Source organism: Aureimonas endophytica, assembly GCF_014642635.1.
Taxonomy (GTDB): domain Bacteria; phylum Pseudomonadota; class Alphaproteobacteria; order Rhizobiales; family Rhizobiaceae; genus Plantimonas; species Plantimonas endophytica.
Genome location: NZ_BMIQ01000002.1, coordinates 43659 through 66409 on the forward strand (window position 1 = coordinate 43659; position 22751 = coordinate 66409).

The 22751-nt window shown below is 69.8% G+C and carries 21 protein-coding genes; 3 read left to right on the forward strand and 18 right to left on the reverse strand.

Annotated features, from left to right (window positions below):
- Window positions 1–81: 81 nt before the first annotated feature.
- Window positions 82–876: a helix-turn-helix transcriptional regulator gene (locus IEY14_RS06535; RefSeq protein ID WP_188907442.1), complete on the forward strand. Its 795-nt coding sequence runs from the start codon at window positions 82–84 to the stop codon at window positions 874–876.
- Window positions 873–1379, forward strand: a complete 507-nt coding sequence (locus IEY14_RS06540; protein WP_244639352.1) for a hypothetical protein — start codon at window positions 873–875, stop codon at window positions 1377–1379. The genes IEY14_RS06535 and IEY14_RS06540 overlap by 4 nt, the downstream gene beginning before the upstream one ends.
- A 24-nt stretch (window positions 1380–1403) precedes the next feature.
- Here the strand turns inward: IEY14_RS06540 and IEY14_RS06545 are convergent, their stop codons facing one another.
- From IEY14_RS06545 to IEY14_RS06580, 8 genes are all read right to left on the reverse strand, one after another.
- Entirely contained in the window at window positions 1404–1811 is a 408-nt protein-coding gene (locus IEY14_RS06545; RefSeq protein ID WP_505625264.1) for a GNAT family N-acetyltransferase, read from the reverse strand.
- Between the two features lie 12 nt (window positions 1812–1823).
- A complete protein-coding gene (locus IEY14_RS06550) occupies window positions 1824–2150 on the reverse strand; it encodes a hypothetical protein (protein ID WP_188907444.1) in 327 nt (108 codons plus the stop codon).
- Window positions 2151–2194: 44 nt separating this feature from the next.
- A complete protein-coding gene (locus tag IEY14_RS06555; protein ID WP_188907445.1) occupies window positions 2195–3136 on the reverse strand; it encodes a 1-acyl-sn-glycerol-3-phosphate acyltransferase in 942 nt (313 codons plus the stop codon).
- Window positions 3137–3173: 37 nt separating this feature from the next.
- The gene (locus IEY14_RS06560; protein WP_188907446.1) at window positions 3174–4070 is read right to left on the reverse strand and encodes an ABC transporter permease; all 897 of its coding nucleotides are present in this window, start codon (window positions 4068–4070) and stop codon (window positions 3174–3176) included.
- 1 nt (window position 4071) lies between these two features.
- Entirely contained in the window at window positions 4072–4950 is an 879-nt protein-coding gene (locus IEY14_RS06565; protein WP_188907447.1) for an ABC transporter permease, read from the reverse strand.
- Entirely contained in the window at window positions 4947–6047 is a 1101-nt protein-coding gene (locus IEY14_RS06570) for an ABC transporter ATP-binding protein (RefSeq protein WP_188907448.1), read from the reverse strand. The genes IEY14_RS06565 and IEY14_RS06570 overlap by 4 nt, the downstream gene beginning before the upstream one ends.
- 94 nt (window positions 6048–6141) lie before the next feature.
- Window positions 6142–7212, reverse strand: coding sequence for an extracellular solute-binding protein (locus IEY14_RS06575; RefSeq protein WP_188907449.1), 1071 nt, complete (start codon window positions 7210–7212; stop codon window positions 6142–6144).
- 95 nt (window positions 7213–7307) lie between these two features.
- Window positions 7308–8924, reverse strand: a complete 1617-nt coding sequence (locus IEY14_RS06580) for an inorganic phosphate transporter (protein ID WP_188907450.1) — start codon at window positions 8922–8924, stop codon at window positions 7308–7310.
- Between the two features lie 231 nt (window positions 8925–9155).
- Between IEY14_RS06580 and IEY14_RS06585 the strand changes: the two genes are divergently transcribed.
- The gene (locus IEY14_RS06585; RefSeq protein WP_188907451.1) at window positions 9156–10304 is read left to right on the forward strand and encodes a phosphatidylglycerol lysyltransferase domain-containing protein; all 1149 of its coding nucleotides are present in this window, start codon (window positions 9156–9158) and stop codon (window positions 10302–10304) included.
- A 40-nt stretch (window positions 10305–10344) separates the two neighbouring features.
- Here IEY14_RS06585 and IEY14_RS06590 read toward each other — a convergent pair whose 3' ends face one another.
- From IEY14_RS06590 to IEY14_RS06635, 10 genes are all read right to left on the reverse strand, one after another.
- Window positions 10345–11520 (reverse strand): Gfo/Idh/MocA family protein, encoded by a 1176-nt coding sequence (locus IEY14_RS06590; RefSeq protein WP_188907452.1) that lies wholly within the window; start codon window positions 11518–11520, stop codon window positions 10345–10347.
- A gap of 17 nt (window positions 11521–11537) precedes the next feature.
- Window positions 11538–12593, reverse strand: coding sequence for a sugar phosphate isomerase/epimerase family protein (locus IEY14_RS06595; protein ID WP_188907453.1), 1056 nt, complete (start codon window positions 12591–12593; stop codon window positions 11538–11540).
- Between the two features lie 124 nt (window positions 12594–12717).
- Entirely contained in the window at window positions 12718–13782 is a 1065-nt protein-coding gene (locus IEY14_RS06600; protein WP_188907454.1) for a dipeptidase, read from the reverse strand.
- Between the two features lie 25 nt (window positions 13783–13807).
- On the reverse strand, window positions 13808–16228 hold the full coding sequence (locus IEY14_RS26115; protein WP_188907455.1) for a helix-turn-helix transcriptional regulator: 2421 nt from the start codon (window positions 16226–16228) through the stop codon (window positions 13808–13810).
- Window positions 16229–16462, reverse strand: a complete 234-nt coding sequence (locus tag IEY14_RS06610; RefSeq protein WP_188907456.1) for a hypothetical protein — start codon at window positions 16460–16462, stop codon at window positions 16229–16231.
- A 201-nt stretch (window positions 16463–16663) separates the two neighbouring features.
- On the reverse strand, window positions 16664–17752 hold the full coding sequence (locus IEY14_RS06615; RefSeq protein WP_188907457.1) for an S-methyl thiohydantoin desulfurase family protein: 1089 nt from the start codon (window positions 17750–17752) through the stop codon (window positions 16664–16666).
- Window positions 17752–18843, reverse strand: a complete 1092-nt coding sequence (locus IEY14_RS06620) for an S-methyl thiohydantoin desulfurase family protein (protein ID WP_188907458.1) — start codon at window positions 18841–18843, stop codon at window positions 17752–17754. Before IEY14_RS06620 ends, IEY14_RS06615 begins: the two co-directional genes overlap by 1 nt.
- 8 nt (window positions 18844–18851) lie before the next feature.
- Window positions 18852–20393 carry a hydantoinase/oxoprolinase family protein gene (locus IEY14_RS06625; RefSeq protein WP_188907459.1) on the reverse strand — a complete coding sequence of 514 codons (1542 nt, stop codon included), beginning with the start codon at window positions 20391–20393 and terminating at the stop codon, window positions 18852–18854.
- A 44-nt stretch (window positions 20394–20437) separates the two neighbouring features.
- Window positions 20438–21511, reverse strand: coding sequence for an ABC transporter ATP-binding protein (locus IEY14_RS06630; RefSeq protein WP_188907460.1), 1074 nt, complete (start codon window positions 21509–21511; stop codon window positions 20438–20440).
- Between the two features lie 109 nt (window positions 21512–21620).
- Window positions 21621–22748 carry a type 2 periplasmic-binding domain-containing protein gene (locus IEY14_RS06635; protein WP_188907461.1) on the reverse strand — a complete coding sequence of 376 codons (1128 nt, stop codon included), beginning with the start codon at window positions 22746–22748 and terminating at the stop codon, window positions 21621–21623.
- Window positions 22749–22751 lie beyond the last annotated feature (3 nt).

Consider the following 22751-nt stretch of genomic DNA (forward strand, 5'->3'; position numbering starts at 1 on the left):
TAGATCGAACGTAATGTGCGGTGCAATAAACGATCAGTCGCAGTGCATAGGTTTTAATCGTTTTGTTTACGGCGTTCCACCATGGCAAGCATGATCGATACTTCGGACGTGGCGGCGAGCGCCGTGCTGGGCACTGTTCCCATGCGGCGGCGGACCCTGCTGATCATCGGCGACGACGAGGACTGCGTGTCCCGCAACCTGCTCCATGCCATGGCGCTCGAATTTCCGGGCCTGCGCGTCAGCATCTCCTCCGAGCTGGAGGCGGCCTATCAGCGCTTCGATCCGCAGCTTGCCCTCATTCTCGTCGATGTCGCGCTGCGGGAGGACCTGCGCGAGCACGCCCCCGCCATCCTGCGCTCCCAGCCCGGCGCCTCGCTCGCCCTGTTCTTCTCGGACGAGCGCGCGGTGGTGGACTGGCCGGACGTGCTCGGCACGCCCTTCGTGCGCAGCGTCCTGCCGATGAATCTGCGTCTCGATGTCTGGCTGGCGGCGATGCGGCTGATCCTGATCGGCGGCGACTATCTGCCCTTCGCGCTGCTCGGCGCCTTCGCCTCCCGCGCGGCGGGCGGCGCGGTCCTCGAGCGAAGCGCGCCGCCGCCCGCGCCGATGCTCGGCCCGCGTCCCGGCTTCCGCGACCTGACGCTGCGCGAGCAGCAGATCCTCGAACTCGTGGCGCGCGGCCGGCAGAACAAGCTGATCGCGGCGGCGCTCGATCTGTCCGAGCACACGGTGAAGATCCATCTCCACAACATCATCCGCAAGCTCGGCGTCCACAACCGCACGGAGGCGGCGCGGCTCTATCTCGACGGTCTGGCCGCCCGGCCGGCCGCGCGCGGCGGCGAGGGGGCGCGGCCCGAACCGCCGCTGATGCCGTGAACGCGCCCGTCCCCCAGCGCCTGTCGCGCTTTCAGGAAGTGCTGCTGCTCGTCGGCCAGCTCAACTACAGCTGGACCAATACCGAAAGCCTCCTCATCCATCTCATCGCCGGCTTAGCTAGAGTCGAGAAGGAGGTGGCGATCGTCATCTTCCTCACGCTGAACACCGGCAAGGCGCGGATCGAACTGGTGGAGCGTCTCGCCAAGACGCGTCGCGTCGATCCGGCGCTGCGCCGCGAGGTGCTCGGCGCCATGCGGCAGATGACGCGCCAGGCCAAGCTGCGCAACAAGTACAGCCATTGCATCTACGCCTTCGACGAGACCGGCTCGCACGCCTCGACGCAGCTGATGCGCATCTTCGACAGCGAGACGGAGATCCGCTACGGCAAGACCGAGGATCTCGGACCGGACGAGATGCAGGCGATCATGACGGCGGTCGCCGAGATCAAAGGCGTCAACGCCGCCATCTGGGACATCGTCCAGCGCTACGACTTTCCGCGCTGAAAGGGCCAAACCTCCGGCCGAGGCTCAGTCGTTGCGTCGGTAATGGTAGCGATAGACATCGCGCGTGAAGCCGAGGCTTCGGTAGAGCGCGAGGGCCGGCGCGTTTTCGGCGAGAACCGAGAGGCAGGCCCTTTCACCACCCTGTCCGCCCGCCCAGTCCATCAGGCCCGCAAGGACGTGCCGGGCATGTCCCTGCCGCTGTGCCTGCGGCTCGGTGCCGACCGCTTCCAGACCGAGAAAGCCGCGATGCAGAACGCCATAGGCGATCGAGGCGAGCCGGCCCTCGACCCGGCGCGCCGCGAAGGCCTTTGGTAGGACGATGCCGGCGAGAGAGCGCCGGAAGGCCTCGCGCGCCGCCTCGGAGGCGCCGCCGTCCATGGTCGCCCAGGCGGCCAGCCATTCCTCGGAGGGCTGCCCGGGCGTGATCTCGATCCCGGTCGCCGGTCAAGACGGCGGCAGAGCCGGCGCGAACAGGACGAGGCTTTCCGCCTCGATCCGATAGTTCCGGGCCGCCAGCGCAGCGTCGATCTCGTCGGCGACCGAGAGCACCTTGAAGATGGCCGCGCGGCCGAGCGCGTCGTAGATGGTTTCGGCCGCACCGATCAGGATGTCGGGTGCGACGGATCTGTGTTCGGTCGGCGTCGTGGCGTTGATGCGCCGCACCGGGCCGCCCGAAGCGTTGATCAGCCAGCCGCCGAACTGCACCTGGATGGGAGAGGGGCGGCTGTTGCGGGCGACTTCCTCGACGGTCCAGGCCAGCGTCCGATCCATTGTCCGGTCCTTTCCGGGCGGCTCCGGGCGCCCACGAGGCGAGATCATGCCAGACGGTCGGCACGGTCTCCATGCGCGGACGAAGCGTCCTCGCGCGGCCGCTCGCGGGCGGCGCGGCGGCGGGCGATGCGCTCCGTCAGCGCCGCCTTGAAGCGCCCGCGCCGCGCCGGCCGGCTGGATGCGGCGAGGCCGAACACCGCCTCGCGCAGCGCCTTGGTCAGGTCGGGGCCGTCGAGCGCCGCCGGCCCGTCGCCCGCCCGGATCGGCGCGCCGACCGTCAGATGGATCGGCCGGCCGTAGAGCCGGCGGAAGGCGCCGATCAGGAGGCCGTAGCGCAGCGTCTGCGACCACTTGCTGACGAGATGGAAGAGCGGCCCGTTCTGCCCGTGGACATGGACCGGCAGCACCGTCGCCCGTGCCATGCGCACCAGCCGGGCGGTGAATTGCTTCCAGGGCAGGTCGTCCGCCCGGCCGAACACCTTCGCCGCCGTCGCGACGCCGCCGGCTGGGAAGACGATGATCGTGACGCCCTCCGCCAGGAGGCGCATCGTCTCCTTGCGTGTCCGGAGATTTAGCGCCTGCGCCGCCTTCGTCTCCTCGAAGGAGATCGGCAGGCCGAACTCGGCCATTTCCTCGATCTTCATCAGGTCGTTGCTAATGAGGATGCGGAAGGGGCGGCCGAGCCGCTCGGCCAGCGCCAGGAGGGCGGCGCCGTCGCCGATGCCGAACGGATGGTTGGCGACGAGGATCAGCGGCTCCGCCCTGTCGATCGCCGGCGGCCAAGCGCCGGAAATGTCGAGGCGGATGCGCATGAGATCCAGCATCGACTGGAAGCGCGCGCCGGCGTTTCGCGCCGCGTCCTCGCGCCAGAAGCGATAAAGGCGGGCGAGCCTGGTGCGGCCCGCCGCATGTTCCATCGAGCGGATGACCACGCGCCGCACGAGCCGGTCGTTCGGGCGGGCGTAGCTGAGTTCGGGAAACAGCATCGATCGAAAGGCCGGGGGTCCAACGGGTCCGCCGCTTTTACGACGGGGATCCGACGGTTCGATGACGGTTCGGCCGGAGGGCGCGCGCCGCGCCCGGCTCGCGCTGGACGAGGATGCTGACGAGCGCCAGCAGCCCGCAGCCAGCGACGAGCACCAGCGACACGGCGTTCAGCACCGGCGTCGAGCCGGCCTTCGCCATGCGGTCGTACATGGCGATCGGCAGCGGCGGATCGGCGCCGACGAGCATCAGCGTCGTCGTGAAGTTCTCGAAGGAGACGAGAAAGCAGGTGATCAGCGAGGCGAGGATCGCCGGCCGCAGGAAGGGCAGGGTGACGGTGCGGAGCACCCGGCCGCGTCCGGCGCCGAGATCGAGCGCGGCCTCCTCGAGGGCTGGATCGAACTTCTTCAGCCGCGCGCCGAGGATCAGCGTCGAAACCGTCGCCAGGAACGAGACCTGGCCGAGGACGACGAGGGTCGAGCCCGGGCGCAGCGCCGAGACCTCTCCGCCGGTCAGCGCCTCGATGGCGCTCGCCGTGCCGCTGGCGAGCACCAGGATCGACAGGCCGAGAATGATGCCGGGAACCACCAGCGGCACGATCATCAGGACGTAGAGGAGGCGCTTCAGCGGAAAGGCGAAGCGCTCGAAGAGAAAGGCGGTGCAAAGGCCGGTGGCGGTGGACAGGAGCGCCACCGCGACACCGATCGCGCCCGAGGTGGCGAAGCTCGCCATCAGCCGCCGGTCGTGGAAGAGGCCGAGCTTCGGCTCGGCCGTGCCGAAGAACCAGTCGAGCGTGAAGCCCCGCCAGGGCAGCGCGGGAAACAGCGAATCGTTGAAGGCGAAGAGACAGGCGGCGACGAGCGGCGCGGCGAGGAACAGGGCGAAGAGGCCGAGATAGAGCCGGAACGCGAGGATCGGCCAGGGCGCGCGCCGCATCTCAGGCGCGCCCCATCGTGCCGGCCAGCGTCTGGCCGGTGAGGCGCAGGGCCAGCCAGACGATGCCGGAGGTGAAGGCGAGAAGCAGGATGCCGAAGGTCGATCCCATCTCCCAATTGTAGCGGGTGACGAACTGCTGGTAGATCGCCTCGGTGAACCACATGGCGTTCTTGCCGCCGAGAAGGGCCGGCGTGAGATAGCTGCCGGCCGTCAGCATGAAGACGAGGATCGAGCCCGAGACGACGCCGGGCATCGCATAGGGCAGGACGACGCGGCGGAAGACGGTGAGGCGCGTGCCGCCGAGATTGCGGGCCGCCTCGATCAGGCTGTCGTCCATGCCGTCCAGGGTCGAGACGAGCGGCACGACCATGAACAGGATCACCGTATAGACGAGGCCGAGGACGACGGCGGCGTCGTTGTAGAGGAATTCCACCGGCCCGGAGACGAGGCCGAGCCCTTGCAGCGCCCGGGACAGAAGGCCGGTCTCGCGCAGCAGCACGACCCAGCCGAAGGCGCGCACCAGATCGCTGACCCAGAGCGGCAGGAGGCAGAGCAGGAATAGTGCCGCCTTGGAGCGGCCGGCGGCGATCTTGGCGATGTACCAGGCGACGGGAAAGGCGGCGACGAGCGTCAGCGCCGTGACGAGGAGCGAGGTGGCGGCGGTGCGCAGCAGCAGCGTCCAGTAGATCGGCTCGGAAAAGAACTTCCAGTAATTGCCGAAGCCGAAGCCGTATTGGCGCGGCCCCGTCTTCTCGCGGAGGGAGAGGAAGGCGACGCCGAGATGCGGCAGCAGGATGAGCAGGAGCATCCAGAGCGCGAAGGGCATGAAGAGGAGGATCAGCGTCAGGCGGCGCGCGTCGCGCGGCGCGGCGCCCGTCATGCCGCCTCGGCGAAGCAGCGCGTCTCGGCGCTCGGCCAGCCGAGCTCGATCGGCTCGCCGATGCCGATCTCCGCCGCCGGCCCGGTGGCGGGCAGGGCACTCTCGACCAGGGCGCCATTGGCGACGCGCACGAGGACGCGGCTCGCCGCGCCGTCGAAGAGCACGCTTTCCACCGTGCCGGCGAGGCGGTTCGGCAGCGGCGCCAGCGCCTCGGCCGACGGGCGGGCGAGGGCGATCGCGGCCGGCCGCACGAAGACCGCGACGGGCGCGCCCGGCGCCGGCATCCGGCCGCCGCCGGCGGGCAGGCCGCGCAGGACGACGCCGGCCGAGGTCTCGACCTCCAGCCCGTCCGCCCCCGCCGCGACGACGCGGCCCGACCAGCGGTTCGACTCGCCGACGAAGCCGGCGACGAAGGCGCTGGCCGGCGCGTGATAGAGCTCGCGCGGGCTGCCGACCTGCTCGAAGCGGCCCTCGTTCATTACCGCCACCTGGTCCGACATGGTCAGCGCCTCGGACTGGTCGTGCGTGATATAGACGAAGGTCGTCCGGAACTGGTGCTGGAGCAGCTTCAGCTCGACCTTCATCCGCTCGCGCAGCTTGAGGTCGAGGGCGCCGAGCGGCTCGTCGAGCAGGAGCACGTCGGGTTCGAGCACCATGCAGCGGGCGATGGCGACGCGCTGCTTCTGGCCGCCGGAAAGCTGGGCGACGGAGCGTCCGGCGAAGTCCGGCAGGCCGACGCGCTCCAGGATGGCGGCGACGCGTCGGGCGATCTCCGCCTTCGGCAGCTTCCGGCAGCGCAGGCCATAGGCGACGTTCTCGCCGACATTCATCATCGGAAACAGCGCCAGATGCTGGAACACCATCTTCACGTTGCGCCGGTTCGGCGGCAGCGCGAGGACGGAGGCTCCCTTCAGCCGGATGTCGCCGGCGCTCGGGGCCTCGAAGCCGGCGATCATCCGCATCAAGGTGGTCTTGCCGCAGCCGGACGGGCCGAGGATCGAGAAGAAGGAGCCGGCGGGGACGGTGAACGAGACGTCGCGGACGGCGGTGAAGCCGTCGAAGCGCTTGGTCAGGTTCCGGCATTCGAGGTCGTGCACGGGCTTTGGGGTCTCAAGGGTCGGGGGCCGCGACGGTGACGGCGAGGCCCCCGCCGCCGAAGGGCTTCGGCGGGGAGGGCCGGAAGGGCGGCTGTCAGTTCGCGGCTTGGATGCGGTCCAGCACCTCGCCCTCGATCTCCTCGATGCCGGGCGGGATATTGGCGAAGAACTTCATGTTGCCGAGATCCTCCTCGGTGAAGGCGGCCTGCACCGCGTCGCGCTTGTCGGCCGGCAGGAGATCGATGCCGTTCTTCACGGCGGCGATGGCGCCGGTGCTCGCCGACATCGCCGGCACGTTGTCGGCGCGCAGCACGAAGTTGATCCACTTGTAGGCCGCCTCGTCCGCCTGGCCCTTGGCGGGAATGGCGAAGGTGTCGACCCAGGTCAGCGCGCCGGTCTTCGGCGGCACGTAGCGGATGTCGCGGTTCTGGCCGTAGAGCTTGAAGGCGGTGGAATCCCAAGCCTCCGACAGGACGACCTCGCCGGACAGCATCAGGGCGGCCAGATCGTCGCCGCCGGTCCAGTAGGTCTTCACATTCTTCTTGCAGGCGATGAGCCTGTCGGCGACCTCGTTCATCAGCGCCTTGTAGCCGGCGAGATCGGCATAGGCGGCGAAGGGGTCCTTGCCCATGCCGAAGGCGGTGCCGAGAAGGATCGTGCGGCGCAGGCGCATGGAGGTGCGGCCGGCATATTTCGCATCGCAGAGATCGGACCAGCTCCGGGCCCCCGGCGCCTTGGTCATGTCGGCCATCAGGCCCGACGTGCCCCATTGATGCGGGAAGGCATAGACCTTGCCCTCCACCGTGTCGTTGGCCTTCACCGCCTCGATCAGTTTCGGCGCGATATGGCTCTGGTCGATCTTCGACCAGTCCATCGGCTTGTAGACGCCGTATTCGCTCTCGACGGCGAAGATGCGGTCATGGCTCGGCTGGGCGAGATCGAAGCCGGCGCCGCCCGTGGCGCGCAGCTTGGCAATCATCTCCTCGTTGTTCGACAGCGTCACCTCGACGGTGATGCCCGGATTCTCCGCCTCGAACTTCTTCACGATCGCGTCCGGCGCGTAGCCGCTCCAGGTCAGGAGGCGCAGCGTCTCGGCGCCGGCGGCCGGAATGCCGGCGAGGAGCGCGAGCGCCGACAGGGCGGCGAGGGCGGTTCGGTTCGACATGGGACGATCCCCTTGGGCAGAGAAGGACGGCGGCCGGCGATGCCCCCGCCATGCCGGCGGGAGCCGATCGCGGCGCGGGACGGGCGGCGCGGGCCTCAGAAGAGGCGGACGAAGAGCGTGTAGAACAGGCCGGCGAGCAGCATCGAGGCCGGAAGCGTCAGCACCCAGGCGGCGGCGAGATTGCGCACCGTGCTCATCTGGAGGCCGGACCCGTTGGAGACCATGGTGCCGGCGACGCCGGAGGACAGGACATGGGTGGTCGAGACCGGCAGGCCGAAGCCGTCCGCCATGCCGATCGTCGCCATGGCCGTCAGTTCGGCCGCCGCGCCCTGGCCATAGGTCAGATGCGTCTTGCCGATCTTCTCGCCGACCGTGACGACGATGCGCTTCCAGCCGACCATGGTGCCGAGGCCGAGGGCGATCGCCACCGCCACCTTGACCCAGGTCGGGATGAAGCGCGTGCCGGCATCGAGCGAGCTCTTATAGGCGGTGAGCGCCGTCTTCTCCTTGGCCGAGAGCGGATTGGCCTTGTCGGCCGAGAGCCGCTTGATCGCCTCGGAGGCGAGATACATGTCGTTGCGCACGTTCTTGGTCTCGCCGGCGGGCACCGCCTTCAGCGAGCCGTAGCGCCCGACCTCGCCGTCGATGTCGCGGGCGAGCGCGACGAGCGCCGGTAGCGTGTCCGGCCGCACGGCCTTCTCGGCGATATAGGTCTCGATGGCGCGCGCCGGCTCGGCGACCGGCACCGTCGCGACCTCCGGCCGCTTCGACAGCGCCTCGACGGCCGCCGTCGTCCGGGCATGGAACTCGGCCGTATATTGCTCCGGCACGGCGCGGTTTAGCGCATAGGCGGTCGGCACCGTGCCGATGAGGATGAGCATGATGAGGCCCATGCCCTTCTGCCCGTCGTTCGAGCCGTGCAGGAAGCTGACGCCGGTGCAGGTGAAGATCAGGAGGCCGCGGATCCAGGCGGGCGGCGGCGCCTTGCCGCTCGGCTCGCGATAGAGCGCCTCGTTCCGAACGACGAGCTTCATCGCAGCGAAGAGGAGGGCGGCGAGGCCGAAGCCGATCAGCGGCGAGAGAAGCAGCGACTCGCCGATCTTGATCGCCTCGCCCCATTCGACGCCCGCCGTGCCGCCGCGCCCGGCGAGGAGCGCGTTGGCGAAGCCGACGCCGATGATCGAGCCGATCAGCGTGTGCGAGGAGGAGGAGGGGATGCCGAACCACCAGGTGGCGAGGTTCCAGAGGATCGCGGCGAAGAGGAGGGCGAAGACCATGGCGAAGCCCGCTTCCGAGCCGACCTTCAGGATCAGCTCGACCGGCAGCAGCGAGACGATGGAGAAGGCGACCGCGCCGGTCGAGAAGACGACGCCGAGGAAGTTGAAGACGCCCGACCAGACGACGGCGACCTGGGCGGGGAGCGAATGGGTGTAGATCACCGTCGCCACCGCATTGGCCGTGTCGTGGAAGCCGTTGACGAACTCGAAGCCGAGCGCGGTGAGAAGGGCGACGAAGAGAAGGATGAAGGGCAGGTAGGTCGTCGCCTGGACGCCGGCCTGCGCGGCGTCCCAATAGATGCTGTAGGCGACATAGGCGACGGCGGCGACGATGGTGCCGACAAGGGCGATCCGACCGACCGGTCCCATGCCGCGATCGAGATCGGGGCGATGCGTGCCGAAGGTGGCGGCGGATTCGCTGGCTAGAACCGACATGGAGATTCCGTCCGACCCGTGGCGTCGGAATTGCTTAACCCTCTTTCATGACAGTTCGATGCAAGCCTTCCGCCGGGTGCTTCGGCCGCCGCGCGAGGGAAGGCTACGGTTACGATCGGTTAGGCGCGCAAGCATAGGATAAGCCAGTCCTGCCAAAGGCTGGAGCCGCCGAAGACGGCGCGTCTCGCCGGCGGCGCGACGCTTCAGGTTCCGCATCGCGACGGGTGGTTCATGCAGAGGTTTGCCGCAGCCGAGGTTGGGGAAGAGGATCGCCTGAGGGGCGACGTCCTGCCGCAGGCGCGCCCCGCCGCGCCGCGCAAGGGCGCCTTCCTCACCCTCATCAAGCCGCGCTCGCAGCCGAAGGCGCCGCCCGCCGCCGCCGAGCCGGCCGAGGCGGCGGCGATGGCGGCGGCGCTCCGGATCGTCGACGCCCAGGGCTTCGGCGAGGCCAATCTCGTGCGCATGGGCGACAAGAGCATTCTCCTGTCGGAGGATGGCGAGGCCTTCGTCATGTATGCGCGCCGGGGCCGCTCGCTCGTCGCGCTCGGCGATCCGGTCGGCGCCCCGGCCGCCTGGCCGGGCCTCCTCCGGCGCTTCGCCGCGCTTGCCGAAGAGAGCGGCTGCCGGCCGGTCTTCTATCAGGTCTCCCCGGCGCTGCTCGGCCCCTGTTTCGAGACGGGGCTGCGCACCCTGAAGCTCGGCGAGCAGGCGGTGGTCGATCTCACGCGCTTCGATCTGAAGGGCGGCAAATGGCTGAGCCTCCGCCGCTCGATCAATCGGGCCGAGCGCGACGGGCTGGAATTCTCGCTGGTCGAGGCCGCCGACGTGCCGGCCCTCCTGCCGGAACTCGCCACGGTCTCGAACACCTGGCTCGCCCATATGCGGGCGCGCGAGAAGAGCTTCTCGCTCGGCAGCTTCATCCCGGCCTATCTCGCCACGCAGCCGGTCGCGGTCATCCGTCTCGAGGGCCGTCTCGTCGCCTTCGCGTCGCTCTTGGTCACCGCCAAGCGCCAGTCGGCCTTCGTCGACCTGATGCGCTTCGTGCCGGGCGTCCATCGCGGCATGATGGATTTCCTGTTCGTGAAGACCATGGAGCGGCTGAAGGCGGAGGGCTACGAGGCGCTCAATCTCGGCATGGCGCCGCTGGCCGGCCTCGGGGCGAAGGACGTCGCTCCGGTTTGGGACCAGCTCGGCCGGACGATCTTCGAATGCGGCGAGCCCTTCTACAATTTCCGGGGGCTTCTGGCCTTCAAGTCGAAATTCGAGCCGCAATGGCAGTCGCGCTATCTCGCGGTGCCGCTCCACGCCAATCCCTATCTGGCGATCATGGATGTCGCGATCCTGATTGGCGGCGGCCTGCGCGGCATCATCGGCAAGTGAAGGCCCCGGGCGGCGCCCCGCCGCCCGAGACCGCGCCCGATCAGGGCTGAAGCGGCGTCCAGCGGCTGTCGTCCCGCGCCGAGCGGATGCAGGCATCGACGAAGCGCATGGCGAGAAGACCGTCCTCGACGGTGGGGAAGAGCACGCCGTCCGGCACCGGGCGGCCTTCCTCGCGCGCCCGGATCGCCTCGGCCGCCTCGCGATAGATCGTGGCGAAACCTTCGAGATAGCCTTCCGGATGGCCGCCGGGAATGCGGGTGACGCGGGCGGCGGCCGCGCCGAGGCCGGCCCCGCCGCGCGTCGCCAGACGCTTCTGCTCGCCGAAGGGCGTGAACCAGAGCTGGTTCGGATTCTCCTGGCTCCATTCGAGCCCGCCCTTCTCGCCATAGACGCGCAGCTTCAGGGCGTTCTCGTTGCCGGGCGCCACCTGGCTCGCCCAGAGCAGGCCCTTCGCCCCGCCGGCGAAGCGCAGCATCACGTGGTCGTTGTCGTCGAGCCGCCGGCCGGGCACGAAGGCGGAGAGATCGGCGGCGACGCTGTCCAGCGTCAGGCCGGTGACGAAGGAAAGAAGGTTGAAGGCATGGGTGCCGATGTCGCCGAGCGCGCCGCCGGCGCCGGCCCGGTCCGGGTCCACCCGCCATTCGGCCTGCTTGGAGCCGGTCGTCTCGCTCGCCTCGGTCAGCCAGTCCTGCGCATATTCGGCCTGGACGACGCGGATCCTGCCCAGGCGCCCCGCCGCCACCATGTCGCGCGCCTCGCGGATCAGCGGATAGCCGGTATAGTTGTGGGTGAGGACGAAGACGCCCTTCGCGCCCGCCGCGACGCGGGCGAGTTCCACCGCGTCCTCCAGCCGCGCCGTCAGCGGCTTCTCGCAGATCACGTGGAAGCCGGCTTCGAGAAAGGCGCGGGCCGGCCCGAAATGCAGATGGTTGGGGGTGACGATCGCCACCGCCTCGATGCCGTCGGCGCGCGCCCGCTCCTTCTCCGCCATCTCGGCATAGGAGGCATAGACGCGCTCGGGCGCCAAGCCGAGCTCGGCGCCCGAGGCCCGGGCGCGTTCGGGATCGGAGGAGAAGGCGCCGGCGGTGAGCTGGAACGCGCCGTCGAGGCGCGCGGCGATGCGGTGGACGGCGCCGATGAAGGCGCCCTGGCCGCCGCCGACCATGCCGAGACGGATGGGGCGGACGGCGTTCGGGCCTTGTGCTGCGGAAACCATGGATCGCGCGCCTTTCGTCAGCGGTCGAGGCCGAGGGCGCGGCGGTTCATCGCCTCGTCGGCGCCGGACCCGGCGAAATCGTCGAAGGCTCGTTCGCCGCGCTCGATGATATGGGCGGCGATGAAGGGCGCGCCTTCGCGCGCGCCCTGCTCGGCGCTCTTGATGGCGCATTCCCATTCGAGGACGGCCCAGCCGTCATAGCCATATTGCGTCAGCTTGGAGAAGACGGCGCCGAAATCCACCTGTCCGTCGCCGAGCGAGCGGAAGCGCCCGGCCCGGTCGATCCAGGACTGGTAGCCGCCATAGACGCCCTGCCGGCCCGTCGGGTTCAGCTCGGCGTCCTTCACGTGGAACATGCCGATCTTCTCGTGATAGATGTCGATATTGGCGAGATAATCGAGGCCCTGCAGCACGTAATGCGAGGGGTCGTAGAGCATGCGGGCGCGCGGATGGTTGCCGCTGCGCTCCAGGAACATCTCGTAGGTGACGCCGTCATGGAGATCCTCGCCCGGGTGGATCTCGAAGCAGATGTCGACGCCGTTCTCGTCGAAATGATCGAGGATCGGGCGCCAGCGCCGGGCGAGCTCGTCGAAGGCGGTCTCCACGAGGCCGGCGGGGCGCTGCGGCCAGGGATAGAGATAGGGCCAGGCGAGAGCGCCCGAAAAGGCGGCGGCCTTGGACAGGCCGAGGCGGCGCGAGGCGACGCCCATCCGCTTCACCTGCTCCACCGCCCATTCCTGGCGCGCCTTCGGATTGCCGCGCACCTCGGGCGCCGCGAAGCCGTCGAAGAGCTCGTCATAGGCCGGATGGACGGCGACGAGCTGGCCCTGAAGATGGGCCGAAAGCTCGGTGATCTCCAGGCCGTGCGAGGCGACGACGCCCTTCACCTCGTCGCAATAGTCCTGCGATTCCGAAGCTTTGGCGAGGTCGAACAGCCGGCCGTCCCAGCTCGGGATCTGGACGCCCCTGTAGCCGAGCTCCGCCGCCCAGCCGCAGATGGCGTCGAGCGACGAGAAGGGCGCGGCGTCGCCCGCGAACTGCGCCAGAAAGATTCCGGGCCCCTTGATGGTCATGGCGATCCTCCTCCGTCCCGGCCCCGGCGCCGCTCCACCGGCGACGAGGCGGGAATCACGTCCTCTGCGTCGCCATCTTGGCCGAAGGCGGGCGGCGGGTCGAGCCGCCGGCTCGTTCGCCGTCTCAGGCGCCGAAGGTGCGGCGCAGCACCGACAGCCAGTTGCCCCAGGCGATCTTCTCGACCAGCGCCCGGCCGTAGCCCGCCTCCGCCATCGCGGCGAGAAGCGCCGGCAGGCCGGCCGCCGAGCCGATCGCCTTCGGGATCAGCGCGCCGTCGAAATCCGAGCCGAGCGCGACGCCGTCCTCGCCGAGCCGGGACAGGAGATGGTCGAGATGGCGCAGCATCGCGTCGAAGCCGGTCTCCTCGTTCATGCAGCCGTCCGGCCGCAGGAAGCCGGTCGCGAAGTTCAGGCCGACGAGGCCGCCGGAGGCGCGGATCGCGTCGAGCTGCCGGTCGGTGAGGTTGCGGCTGTGCGGCGTCACGGCATGGGCGTTGCAATGGGTGGCGACGAGCGGCGCGTCGGACAGGCGCGCCACGTCGTCGAAGCCGGCCTCATTGAGATGCGAGAGATCGACGAGGATGCGCAGCGCGTTGCAGCGGCGCACCAGCGCCTTGCCGGCCTCGGTCAGCCCGTCGCCGATGGCGGGCGAGGACGGAAAGCGCATCGGCACGCCATGGCCGAAGATGTTCGGCCGGCTCCAGACCGGGCCGAGCGAGCGCAGGCCGGCGGCATGGAGCACGTCCAGCATCGCGAGATCTGCGGCGATCGCCTCGGCGCCCTCGATATGGAGGACGGCGGCGAAGGCGCCCGCCGCCCGCGCCGCCTCGATCTCGGCGGCAGAGCGGCAGACGCGGAAGGCCCCGCCCGAGCGCGCTTCCAGGCGGAAGAGGATCGCGGCCATCTCGATCGTCGCCCGCGCCGCGCCGGCCCAGTCGAGCGGCTCCGGCAGCGGCAGGGCATAGGGCGCGGCGGCCATGGCGTCGGACAGCGAGGCCTCGCGCGGCGAAGGCGGGAAGATGGCGAAGAGGCCGCCGCCGAGATGGCCGGCCCGCGCCGACGGCAGGTCGATATGGCCGCCCGCGCCCCCGGTGAAGAAGCCTTCGAAGGCCTGTCCCGTCGGGTCGCCATAGAGGCGCAGCAGCGTGTCGTTATGGCCGTCGAAGACGAGGATTGGGTCGGTGGGCATGGCAGTCCGTTTCGGCAGGAGAGGATCAGGCGGAGACGAGAAGGCCCATGGCCTTGGCGACGGAGACCGCCATGGTGCGGCGGCTGGCGCCGAGCTTGGCGAAGAGGTTCTTCAGATGGAACTTCGCCGTCGCCTCGGTGATGCCGAGCTCGCGGGCGATCTCCTTGTTGCTGCGCCCGGCGGCGAGAAGGGCGAGGACATCGGCCTCGCGCGCCGAGAGCATGCCGGGGCGCGGCGCCGGCGAGCCGTCGCCCGCGCTGGCGACGATGCGGTTGACGAAGGCGCTCGCGGCCGGACTGAGGACGGTGAGGCCGAAGCGGCGCACCAGGGCGCGCACCATGTGGCGGAAGGGCTCGCCCTCGGCGGAAAAGGGCTCGGTCAGCCCCTGCGGCTGCGCCGTCTCGACGGCGCGGATGAGATGCCCGAGCGCGCCCGGCGCGTCGTCGGCGCCGGCCAAGGCCTCCGCAAGAAGGATCTCGGCGGTGAGGCCGGTCAGCGCGTCGTCCTCCTCGCGGCCGGTATCGGCGAACGCTGCGAGGTCGCGTGCCGCGCCATGCGGATCGCCGGCGCGCAGCCGCAGCCGGGCGAGCGCCACCTGCGCGTCGCGCCGCTCGCGCCGGGTCGGCCAGTCGGCCTCGCGGCGCGGATCGGGCAGGCGCCGCGCCGCCTCGGCCGCCGCGTCGAGAAGACCCGCCCCGGTCAGCGTCTCGACGCGCAGGATGTCGGCGACGAGCCGCAGGCGGTCGAGGCCGCGATCCTCGGCCACGTCCTCCGCCCGGTCGGCGACGGCGAGGGCGGCCTGGGCGCCGCCGAGCTGGCGCCGGCAGCGCGCATAGGTCACGAAGCCGCGCGCGAAGACGTCGACCCAGCCCTCGCCGCGCGCGACGACCGGCAGCGCCTCGGCGAGGATCGCGTCGGCCGCCCGCACATGGCCCTGGCGGTAGAGCGTCTCGGCCATCGGGATGCGGGCGATGGCGAGAAGGTTCTCGTCGCTCCACTGCGTCTTCTGGATCAGGTCCTCGGCCTGCCGGCCGAAGGTCGTCGCGGCGGCGAGCCGGCCGCCGAGGAGGTTCACCAGCGCCAGATGGACGAGCATGAAGACCTGGGCATAGGCCGCGCCTTCCTCGCGATAGCAGTCGAGCGCCTTCAGCGCGTGGAGCCGCGCGAGGCGCAGATGACCCTCGCGCGTATGGGCGATGCAGAGATGGTTGTGCAGCCAGCCGCGCTCCCAGGTGTCGGTGACGCGGTAGGAGCGCACGCGCGCTTCCAGCCATTCGACCTGCGCCGCCTCGAAATGGCAGTCCTCGTAGATGTCGATCAGGCTGTCGATATGGACGAGCACCCGTTCCGGCATCTCGGGCGAGCCGCCTTCGGCGGCCAGCGCCTTCAGCTCCTCGATCGCCTCGCGGGCGGCGTGGATCTGTCCTTCCTTGGCGAGCACGAGCACCGCGCAGAGGCGCAGGCCCGGCGAGGCATGGACGACATCCGGCGGAATGCCGTGGATGAGACGGCGCAGCACCGTGTAGCCGGCGCGCAGGAAAAGATCGACGCCGCCGGCCGCCCGGATCGTCTCGGCGGCGAAGCCGAAATCGCCGGCCTCGCCGGCATGGCGCACGGCCTTCTCGATCTGGCCGCTTCCGGCGAACCAGACGGCCGCGAGCGAGTGGCGTCGCCGCGCCTCGGCCGTGTCCCCGTCGAAGGCGAGCGCTGCTCTGACCAGCGGCTGGAGCGCGAACCAGCCGGGCCGGCCGGGCAGGGGCGCCGTCAGCGGCTCCAGCCGCTCGAAGCTCGCGACGGCCCCGGCTTCCGGCAGGCCGGCGAGCCGGCAGGCGAGGGCCGGCGGCACCTCGTCCAGACCGGCGGCGGCGGCGAGAAGCGCGAAGGCGTCCGGCGGCAGCGCGGCGAAGACCTGCTCTTCCAGGAAGGCGCGCTGGTCGCGATGCAGCCCGGCGAGGATCGCCGCCCGGTCCTCTGCTCCGGGATCGGAGGCGAGCCGGGCCGCCGCCAGCCGCACCAGCGCCGGCCAGCCGGCGACGAGCTCGGCGAAACCGTCGAACTCGGCCGGCGACAGCATGCCGAGAAGGCGCCGCATCTCGCCGCGCGTGAAGGCGAGATCCTTCGCGTCGATCTCGGCGAGAAGGCCGCGCATCCGCAGGCGCGACAGCGGCAGCGATAGATCGCCGCGCGTCGCGGCGACGAGCCGCAGCTTGTCCGGCAGCTCAGCAAGAAGCGCCGCGAGCGCCTCGCCATGCGCCGCGCCGGCCTCGTCGAGAAAGAGGACGAGGCGGCGGGCGGGAATGGCGGCGAGTGTATCCAGAACCGGGTCGAGCGCCGCCTCGCAGCCCGGCAGGGCGAAGCCGAAGCTCTGGGCGAGCGCGGCGGCAAGGCCCGTCACGCCCGCCTCGGCCGGCGAGAGCGTTACCCAGGCGGCCTGCTCGCCCTGCATCTACAAACCGTGGAAGGCGCCCGCGAGCAGTTCGGTCTTGCCGTAGCCGGCCGGCGCGCGCAGGAGCACGAGCTGACCGTCGAGGCCGGCCCGCAGCTTCTCGACGAGAAAGGCACGCTCGATGCCGTCCGGCACCCTGCGCGGCGGCCGGAACCGCTCCGCCCGGCCGACCGGTAGTCTCGCCATCGCCCGTCCGCCCTCCTTCGCCCGATCGTCGCCAGGATCGGCGTTCACGCCCGTCTCCGCAAGATCCGACCTTCCGGGCGTGCTCGTGGCGAGCCTTTCTTTGCCATAAGTGAAGTTCGGCTCTTCCGAAAATGCCGCCGTCTGCGACTGGCCTGATCTCCCCCTCAGGAGGGGAGATCGCAGCTTCGAGGCTCCGCAATTCCTGCATCCGAAGCGATGCCGAGCGCAGCTTTCGGCGAAGGGGTGCGCTCAGGCCGCGGCTTCCAGGGGGCGGTAGGCGTGGGGCAGGCCGAAGGCGGCGGGGCCGAAGACCTTCAGCGCTTCCGGCGTGCGCATGATCTCAGGGACCCGCACGGCGAGGATGTCGACGCGCTGGCCGTAGCGCAGGCGTTCCGTCGGGATCGCCTCCGCCGTGTCGAGATCGAGGATCGAGATGAGGTCCGGCACCACGGCAAGGACCTCGCCGCCCTGTTCGGCGACGAGATTCTCGTTCTGGATCTGGATCTCGATCGGCGCGCCGCCGGCCAGGGGCTCGATCCGCACGGTGCCGACCGACCAGCCGTTCACCTCGCGGCGCGACACGTCCGCCACCTTGCCGGCGCCGATGCGCCGGGCGAGCCCGTAATGCGTGCCGGCGAAGAACTCGATCAGCGCCTCGACCGGCGGCCGCTTCCTCGCCTTCGCCTCGCGCAGCGTGCGGCCGATGCCGATCGTCAGCGACAGGGTACCGGGCACGGACACGCGCCGGGCCGTTTCGCCCGTCATGCCGTAATTGGCGACATAGGCCTGGCCGCCCATGCGGATGGTGAGCCCGCGCGCGATCCATTCCGACTGCGCGGCCGCCGCCGTCTCGACGATCGCGACATTGCCCTTCTCGTCGGCGATGGCGGTCGGGCAGGCCGGCACGCCATAGACGTTGAAGGTCTCCATCTCGAGCTGCGGAAAGGCCCGGCCCATGCCGTCGGCATCGATGACCGGCAGCCCGCGCCGGGCGGCGACGGCGAGCGGCACGGTGGAATTGACGCCGCCCGCCTCGAAGGGGATCACCGCCTCGATGCGCCGGCCCGTATGGGCCTCCCAGGCGGCGAAGGCGAGATCCATCTCGTCGCCGCCGGGCAGCTTCTCGATGAGGATGGTCGGCGCGCCCATCGCGCCGCAGGCGACGACCTGCGCGCCGTCCGGCACCTCGTCCAGCGACAGGAGGCGCACCGGGCCGAACTCCTCGATGGCCGCCCGGGCCACCAGTTTGCCGATATAGGGATCGCCGCCGCCGCCGGTGCCGAGGATCGCGGCGCCGAGAGCGAGGTCGTCGAGGTCCGAAAGGTTGATCTCGCGCATCACGGCTCCATGGTCTCGATCGGCGTGAAGGGATGGTCGAGACCGAAGCACTTCGGCCCGAAGACCGCGAGCGCTTCCGGCGTGCGCATGATCTCGGGCACCGCCACCGCCATCACCGAGACGCGCTGGCCGTAGCGCAGGTTCTCCGTGGTGATCGGCTCGGCCGTCTCGGAATCCATGATGCAGATGAGGTCCGGCACGATCGCCTTCACCACGCCGTCGACGCGGGCGATGAGGTTCTCGTTCTGGATCTCGATCTCCATCGTGCCGGAAAAGCGGCCGCTGCCGTCGATCCGGGCCCGGCCGACCGTGAAGCCCGCCCGCGTCTCGCGCCGCATGTCGGCGATCTTGCCGGTGAAGATGATGCGGCCGTGATGGTAGAGCGTCTGCGGTAGAAGCTCCATCAACGCCTCGAACGGGTTGAGATGGCGGCTCTTGGCCTCGCGCAGCGTCCTGCCGATGCGCATCGCCAGCGTCAGCGTGTTGGGAATGGCGGTGCGCTTCACGTCGGCGCCGCTCATCGAATATTCGGCGATATAGGCGCAGCCGCCCATGCGGATGGCGACGCCGCGCGACAGCCATTCCATGTCCTTGTTGTCGCGGGCGAGGATCAGCGCCTGGTCGCCGTCCTCGTCGGTGACGACCATCGGGCTGCCCGAGACGCCATAGACGCCGAAGGTCTCCATCTGGAGCTCGGGAAAGGCGCGGCCCATGCCGTCGGCATCGACGATCGGCAGGCCGAGCCTCGCGCCGACGACGAGCGGGATGGTGGAGTTGATGCCGCCGATCTCGATCGGCATCGTCGCCGTCGCCCGGCGGCCGAGATGGGCTTCGAGGCGCTTCAGCGAGTTCACCGCCTCCTCGCCGCTCGGAATCTTCTCGACCAGCACCGAAGGCGCGCCCATCATCGCGGTCGGGATGACGAAGGCGTCGTCGGCAAGCTCGGTCGGGTCGATCAGCTCGACCTCCAGCCCCTCGTCGAGGCATTGCTGCACCATCAGCCGGCCGACATAGGGGTCGCCGCCGCCGCCGGTGCCGAGAAAGGCGGCGCCGACCGCCAGGTCCTTCAGGTCTTCGGATGAGAGCTTCATCGCCGTCCTCACGCGATCACGAGGTCGCCGACGGCCTTGACGCGGATGCGCGTCGCCGAGCCCGGCAGATAGGCGAGGGGCACCTCCTCGATATCCATGATCTTGACGGTGCCGGCGGCGGCGCCCGCCTTCACGGCCTGCTCGCTCGCTTCCCTCTTGGCCCCGTCCAGCACCGCCTCGCGGCTGGTGCCCTCCAGCGAATAGATGCGGTCGACCTCGCCGCCGACCTGGGCGATCGCCGCGCCGATCGCATTGGCGACGGAGGCGTTTTCCGGCCGGATCACCTTCGAGGCCGAGGGCAGGTCGCGCGAGACGAGGATCGAGCCGCCGCCGACGAGGACGACGGGCAGCGGATCGGCCGAGGTCTTCATGCGGTCCACCGTCTCGTCCACCATGCGGTGCATGGTGTCGAGCGCCGCCGCGATGGTCTTCGCCGGCACATGGGCGACGCGCGAGCGGTCGCCGATATCCTCGAGGCCCGCCGCGACGACGATGTCGGTCGTCGTCAGCGTGTCGCCGCCGAAGACCAGCGCCTTCTTCGTGATCTCGTAGCCGACCGAATCCGGGCCGATCCGCATGCCCTCGTCGCGGACGATCGAGCCGCCGCCGAGGCCGACGGCGAGGACGTCCGGCATGCGGAAATTGGTGCGCACGCCGCCGATATCGACCGCGACCGCCGATTCGCGCGGGAAGCCGTGCATCAGCATGCCGACATCGGAGGTCGTGCCGCCGATATCGACCACCATCGCCTCCTTCTCGCCGGCGAGCATCGCCGCGCCGCGCATGGAATTGGTGGGGCCCGAGGCGAAGGTCAGCACCGGATAGCGCTCGACATGGTCGGGCGTCATCAGCGTCCCGTCGTTCTGGCTGATGAAGAAGGGCGCCTCGATCGCCATGTCGGCCAGCGCCTGGCGGAAGGAGGCGACGACATGGCGCGAGAGATTGGCGAGGCAGGCATTCATGATCGTCGCGTTCTCGCGCTCCAGGAAGCCGACGCGGCCGATCTCGTGGCTGAGCGACAGGGCGAGATCCGGCACCTCGTTCAGGAGGATCTCGGCGGCGCGCTTCTCCATGGTCGGCGTCACCGGCGAGAAGACGGAGGTGATCGCGGCGGTCTTCAGGCCCTTCGCCTTGATCTCGCCGGCGATCCTCTGGATCTCCGCCTCGTCGAGCGGGGCGATCTCGCGCCCGTCGAACTCGTGGCCGCCGCGCACCATGTAGCGGTGCCGGCCGAGCGTACCGGCGAGATCGGCCGGCCAGTCGGTCATCGGCGGCAGCGCCTTGGTGGCGGGCAGGCCGAGCCGGATGGCCGCGACCTCCAGGAGGCGCCGCCGCTCCACCACGGCATTGGTGAAATGCGTGGTGCCGATCATCACCGCCTCGATCTGCGAGGCCTTGACCGCGCTGGAGGTGAGGACCTGGCGCAGCGCCGCCACGACGCCGGACGAGACATCCGCCGTGGTCGGCGACTTGCAGGCCGCGACGACGGCGAGGCCGTCCATCAGGGCGGCGTCCGTATTGGTGCCGCCCACGTCGATACCGATCCGCATGGGGTGTTCCTCGAAGCTGTGAAGGGGGTTGGAAAGGGGCGGCGTCAGCCGGCGGCCAGCGCCTCGCAGCGCGCCGGGTCCCAGCCGGCCAGGACGGCGGCGCCGGGCGCCAGCCGGCGGACATGGGCCTGGTTCTGGCGCTCGGCGACGAGCTCCTGGCCGCCGACCGACAGGCGGTAGCGCACGATCGGGCCCTGATAGGTCTCCGACAGCACGGTGGCGGGAAAGGGGATCGCGCCCGCCGGCAGGGCGTCCGGGTCGACCACGACATTTTCCGGGCGCACCACGAGCTTGGCCTTGGTGCCGGCGCCGAGGCCCGGCGCCGAGCGGGTCTCGAAATCGGTGCCGGCGAAGGCGACGCGGGCGCCGCCCGGCGTCGGGCCGCGCACCTCGATGTCGAGAATGTTGGAATGGCCGATAAAGCTCGTGACGAAGAGCGTCCGGGGCCGCTCGTAGATCTCCTCCGGACTGCCGACCTGGACGAGCCTCGACTTCTGCATCACGCCGATGCGGTCGGACATGGTCAGTGCCTCGTCCTGGTCATGCGTGACATAGACGGTGGTGATGCCGAGCTTTCTCTGGAGATCCTTGATCCAGAACTTCATTTCCTCGCGCATGTTCTTGTCGAGGGCCGAGAGCGGCTCGTCGAGCAGGAGGATGCGCGGCTCGGTGACGAGGACGCGGGCCAGCGCCACGCGCTGCTGCTCGCCGCCCGACAATTGCCGGGAATAGCGCTCGTCATAGCCCTTCAGCCCGACCTGGGCGAGAACGGCCTCCACCTTGCGGGCGATCTCGGCCTTCGGCACCTTGCGCATCTTCAGGCCGAAGGCGACGTTCTCCGCGACGTTCATATGGGGGAAGATCGCGTAGTTCTGGAAGACGATGCCGATGCCGCGCTTCTCGGGCGGCAGGTCCGTCACGTCCTCGTCGCCCAGCCAGATGCGCCCCTCGGAGGGCTGGACGAAGCCGGCGATCATGCGCAGCGTCGTCGACTTGCCGCAGCCGGACGGCCCGAGCAGCGAGAAGAATTCGCCGTTCTCGATCAGGAGATCGACATTGTCGACCGCGCGCGAGGCGCCGTAGCTCTTCGTCAGCTTGATGAGGCGGATGTCGGTCATGGGCGTCGGGTCCGGGGGAGCGGAAGGGGGCCGCGCGCCGGTAAGATTCGGCGCGCGGCGGTCCGCCGGAGCAGGCTTGGGACGCTCCGGCGGGGACTCGGCGATCGGGTCAGGAGGCGAAGATCTGGTTCACCGTCTCGACGATGTCGTCCTCGTTCTCGAGATAGCTCTTCCAGTCCGGCATCCAGAGGCCGTCCAGCGCGTTGGCCGTGTTCTCGACGCCCTGGTCGAGGAGACCCTTCGGCAGCTTGGCGTCCTTATGGCTCGGGCGGTAGAAGAAGACCTCGCCGATGGCCGTCTGATAGGCGGGATCGAGCGTGCGGTTGACGAGAGCGAGGGCCAGCTTCTTCTGGACCGGCTCCAGATAGCGGCTGACGGTCTTGGTCTGGGTGAGGATCGACTTGGGGTTGTCCCAGATATAGGCGTCGACCGGCACGCCCTTGGCCTTCTGGAGATAGACCTCGCCGTCGTTCTGCACGGCGATCTCGACCTCGCCCCGCTCGACGAGCGCCTGCATATTGCCGGTGAAGTCGGAGATCTTCATCGGCATCGCCTGGCGCATCGCCTCGTAGGCGGCGTCGAGATCGTACTGGTCCTTGCCGAAATTCAGCGCCGCGCCGATGAAGAAGTCCATCTGGAGCGTGTTGGTGGTGACATAGGTGCCGCGCTTGGCGGCATAGCGCGCGTCCCAGAAGTCCTTGAAGCTTGTCGGCGCCGGCAGGCCCGTATCGGTGCGGTAGACATAGCAGTAGCGCGAGAAGGCCCAGGTGACGCCGAGGCCGTTCGCGGTCGCGAAGGGCCAGACGCCCTTGGCGTTCGGCATGTTGGCGATCATCTCCTCCTGCGGCAGGAAATAGTCGCCGGCCGCGGCCGTCTTGAACATTTCCGGCAGGTTCCAGTTCGTCACGGCGAAGGGCGGGTTCTTCGGCCCGTTGGCGACGAATTTCGGGAACCAGGGGAAGGAGCTGTCGTACTGCACCTTGCAGTTGAAGTCCTTCTCGAACTGGTCGAGCAGGTGCTTGCGCTGCGTCTCCTGCCAGAAGCCGCCCCATTCGGCGATGGTGATGGTGGCGCCGCCGGCGTCGAAGGTGCCGCCGTCATAGGTGACGTCCTGCGACCAGGCATGGTTGATGTTGAAGAGATTGGCGCCGGAGGCGGCGAGACCGAGGGCGGCCGCGCCCTTCAGGATCTGGCGGCGGCTGGGCGTCGCAGGCGTCTTCGGGGTCTGGTCGGGCATCGC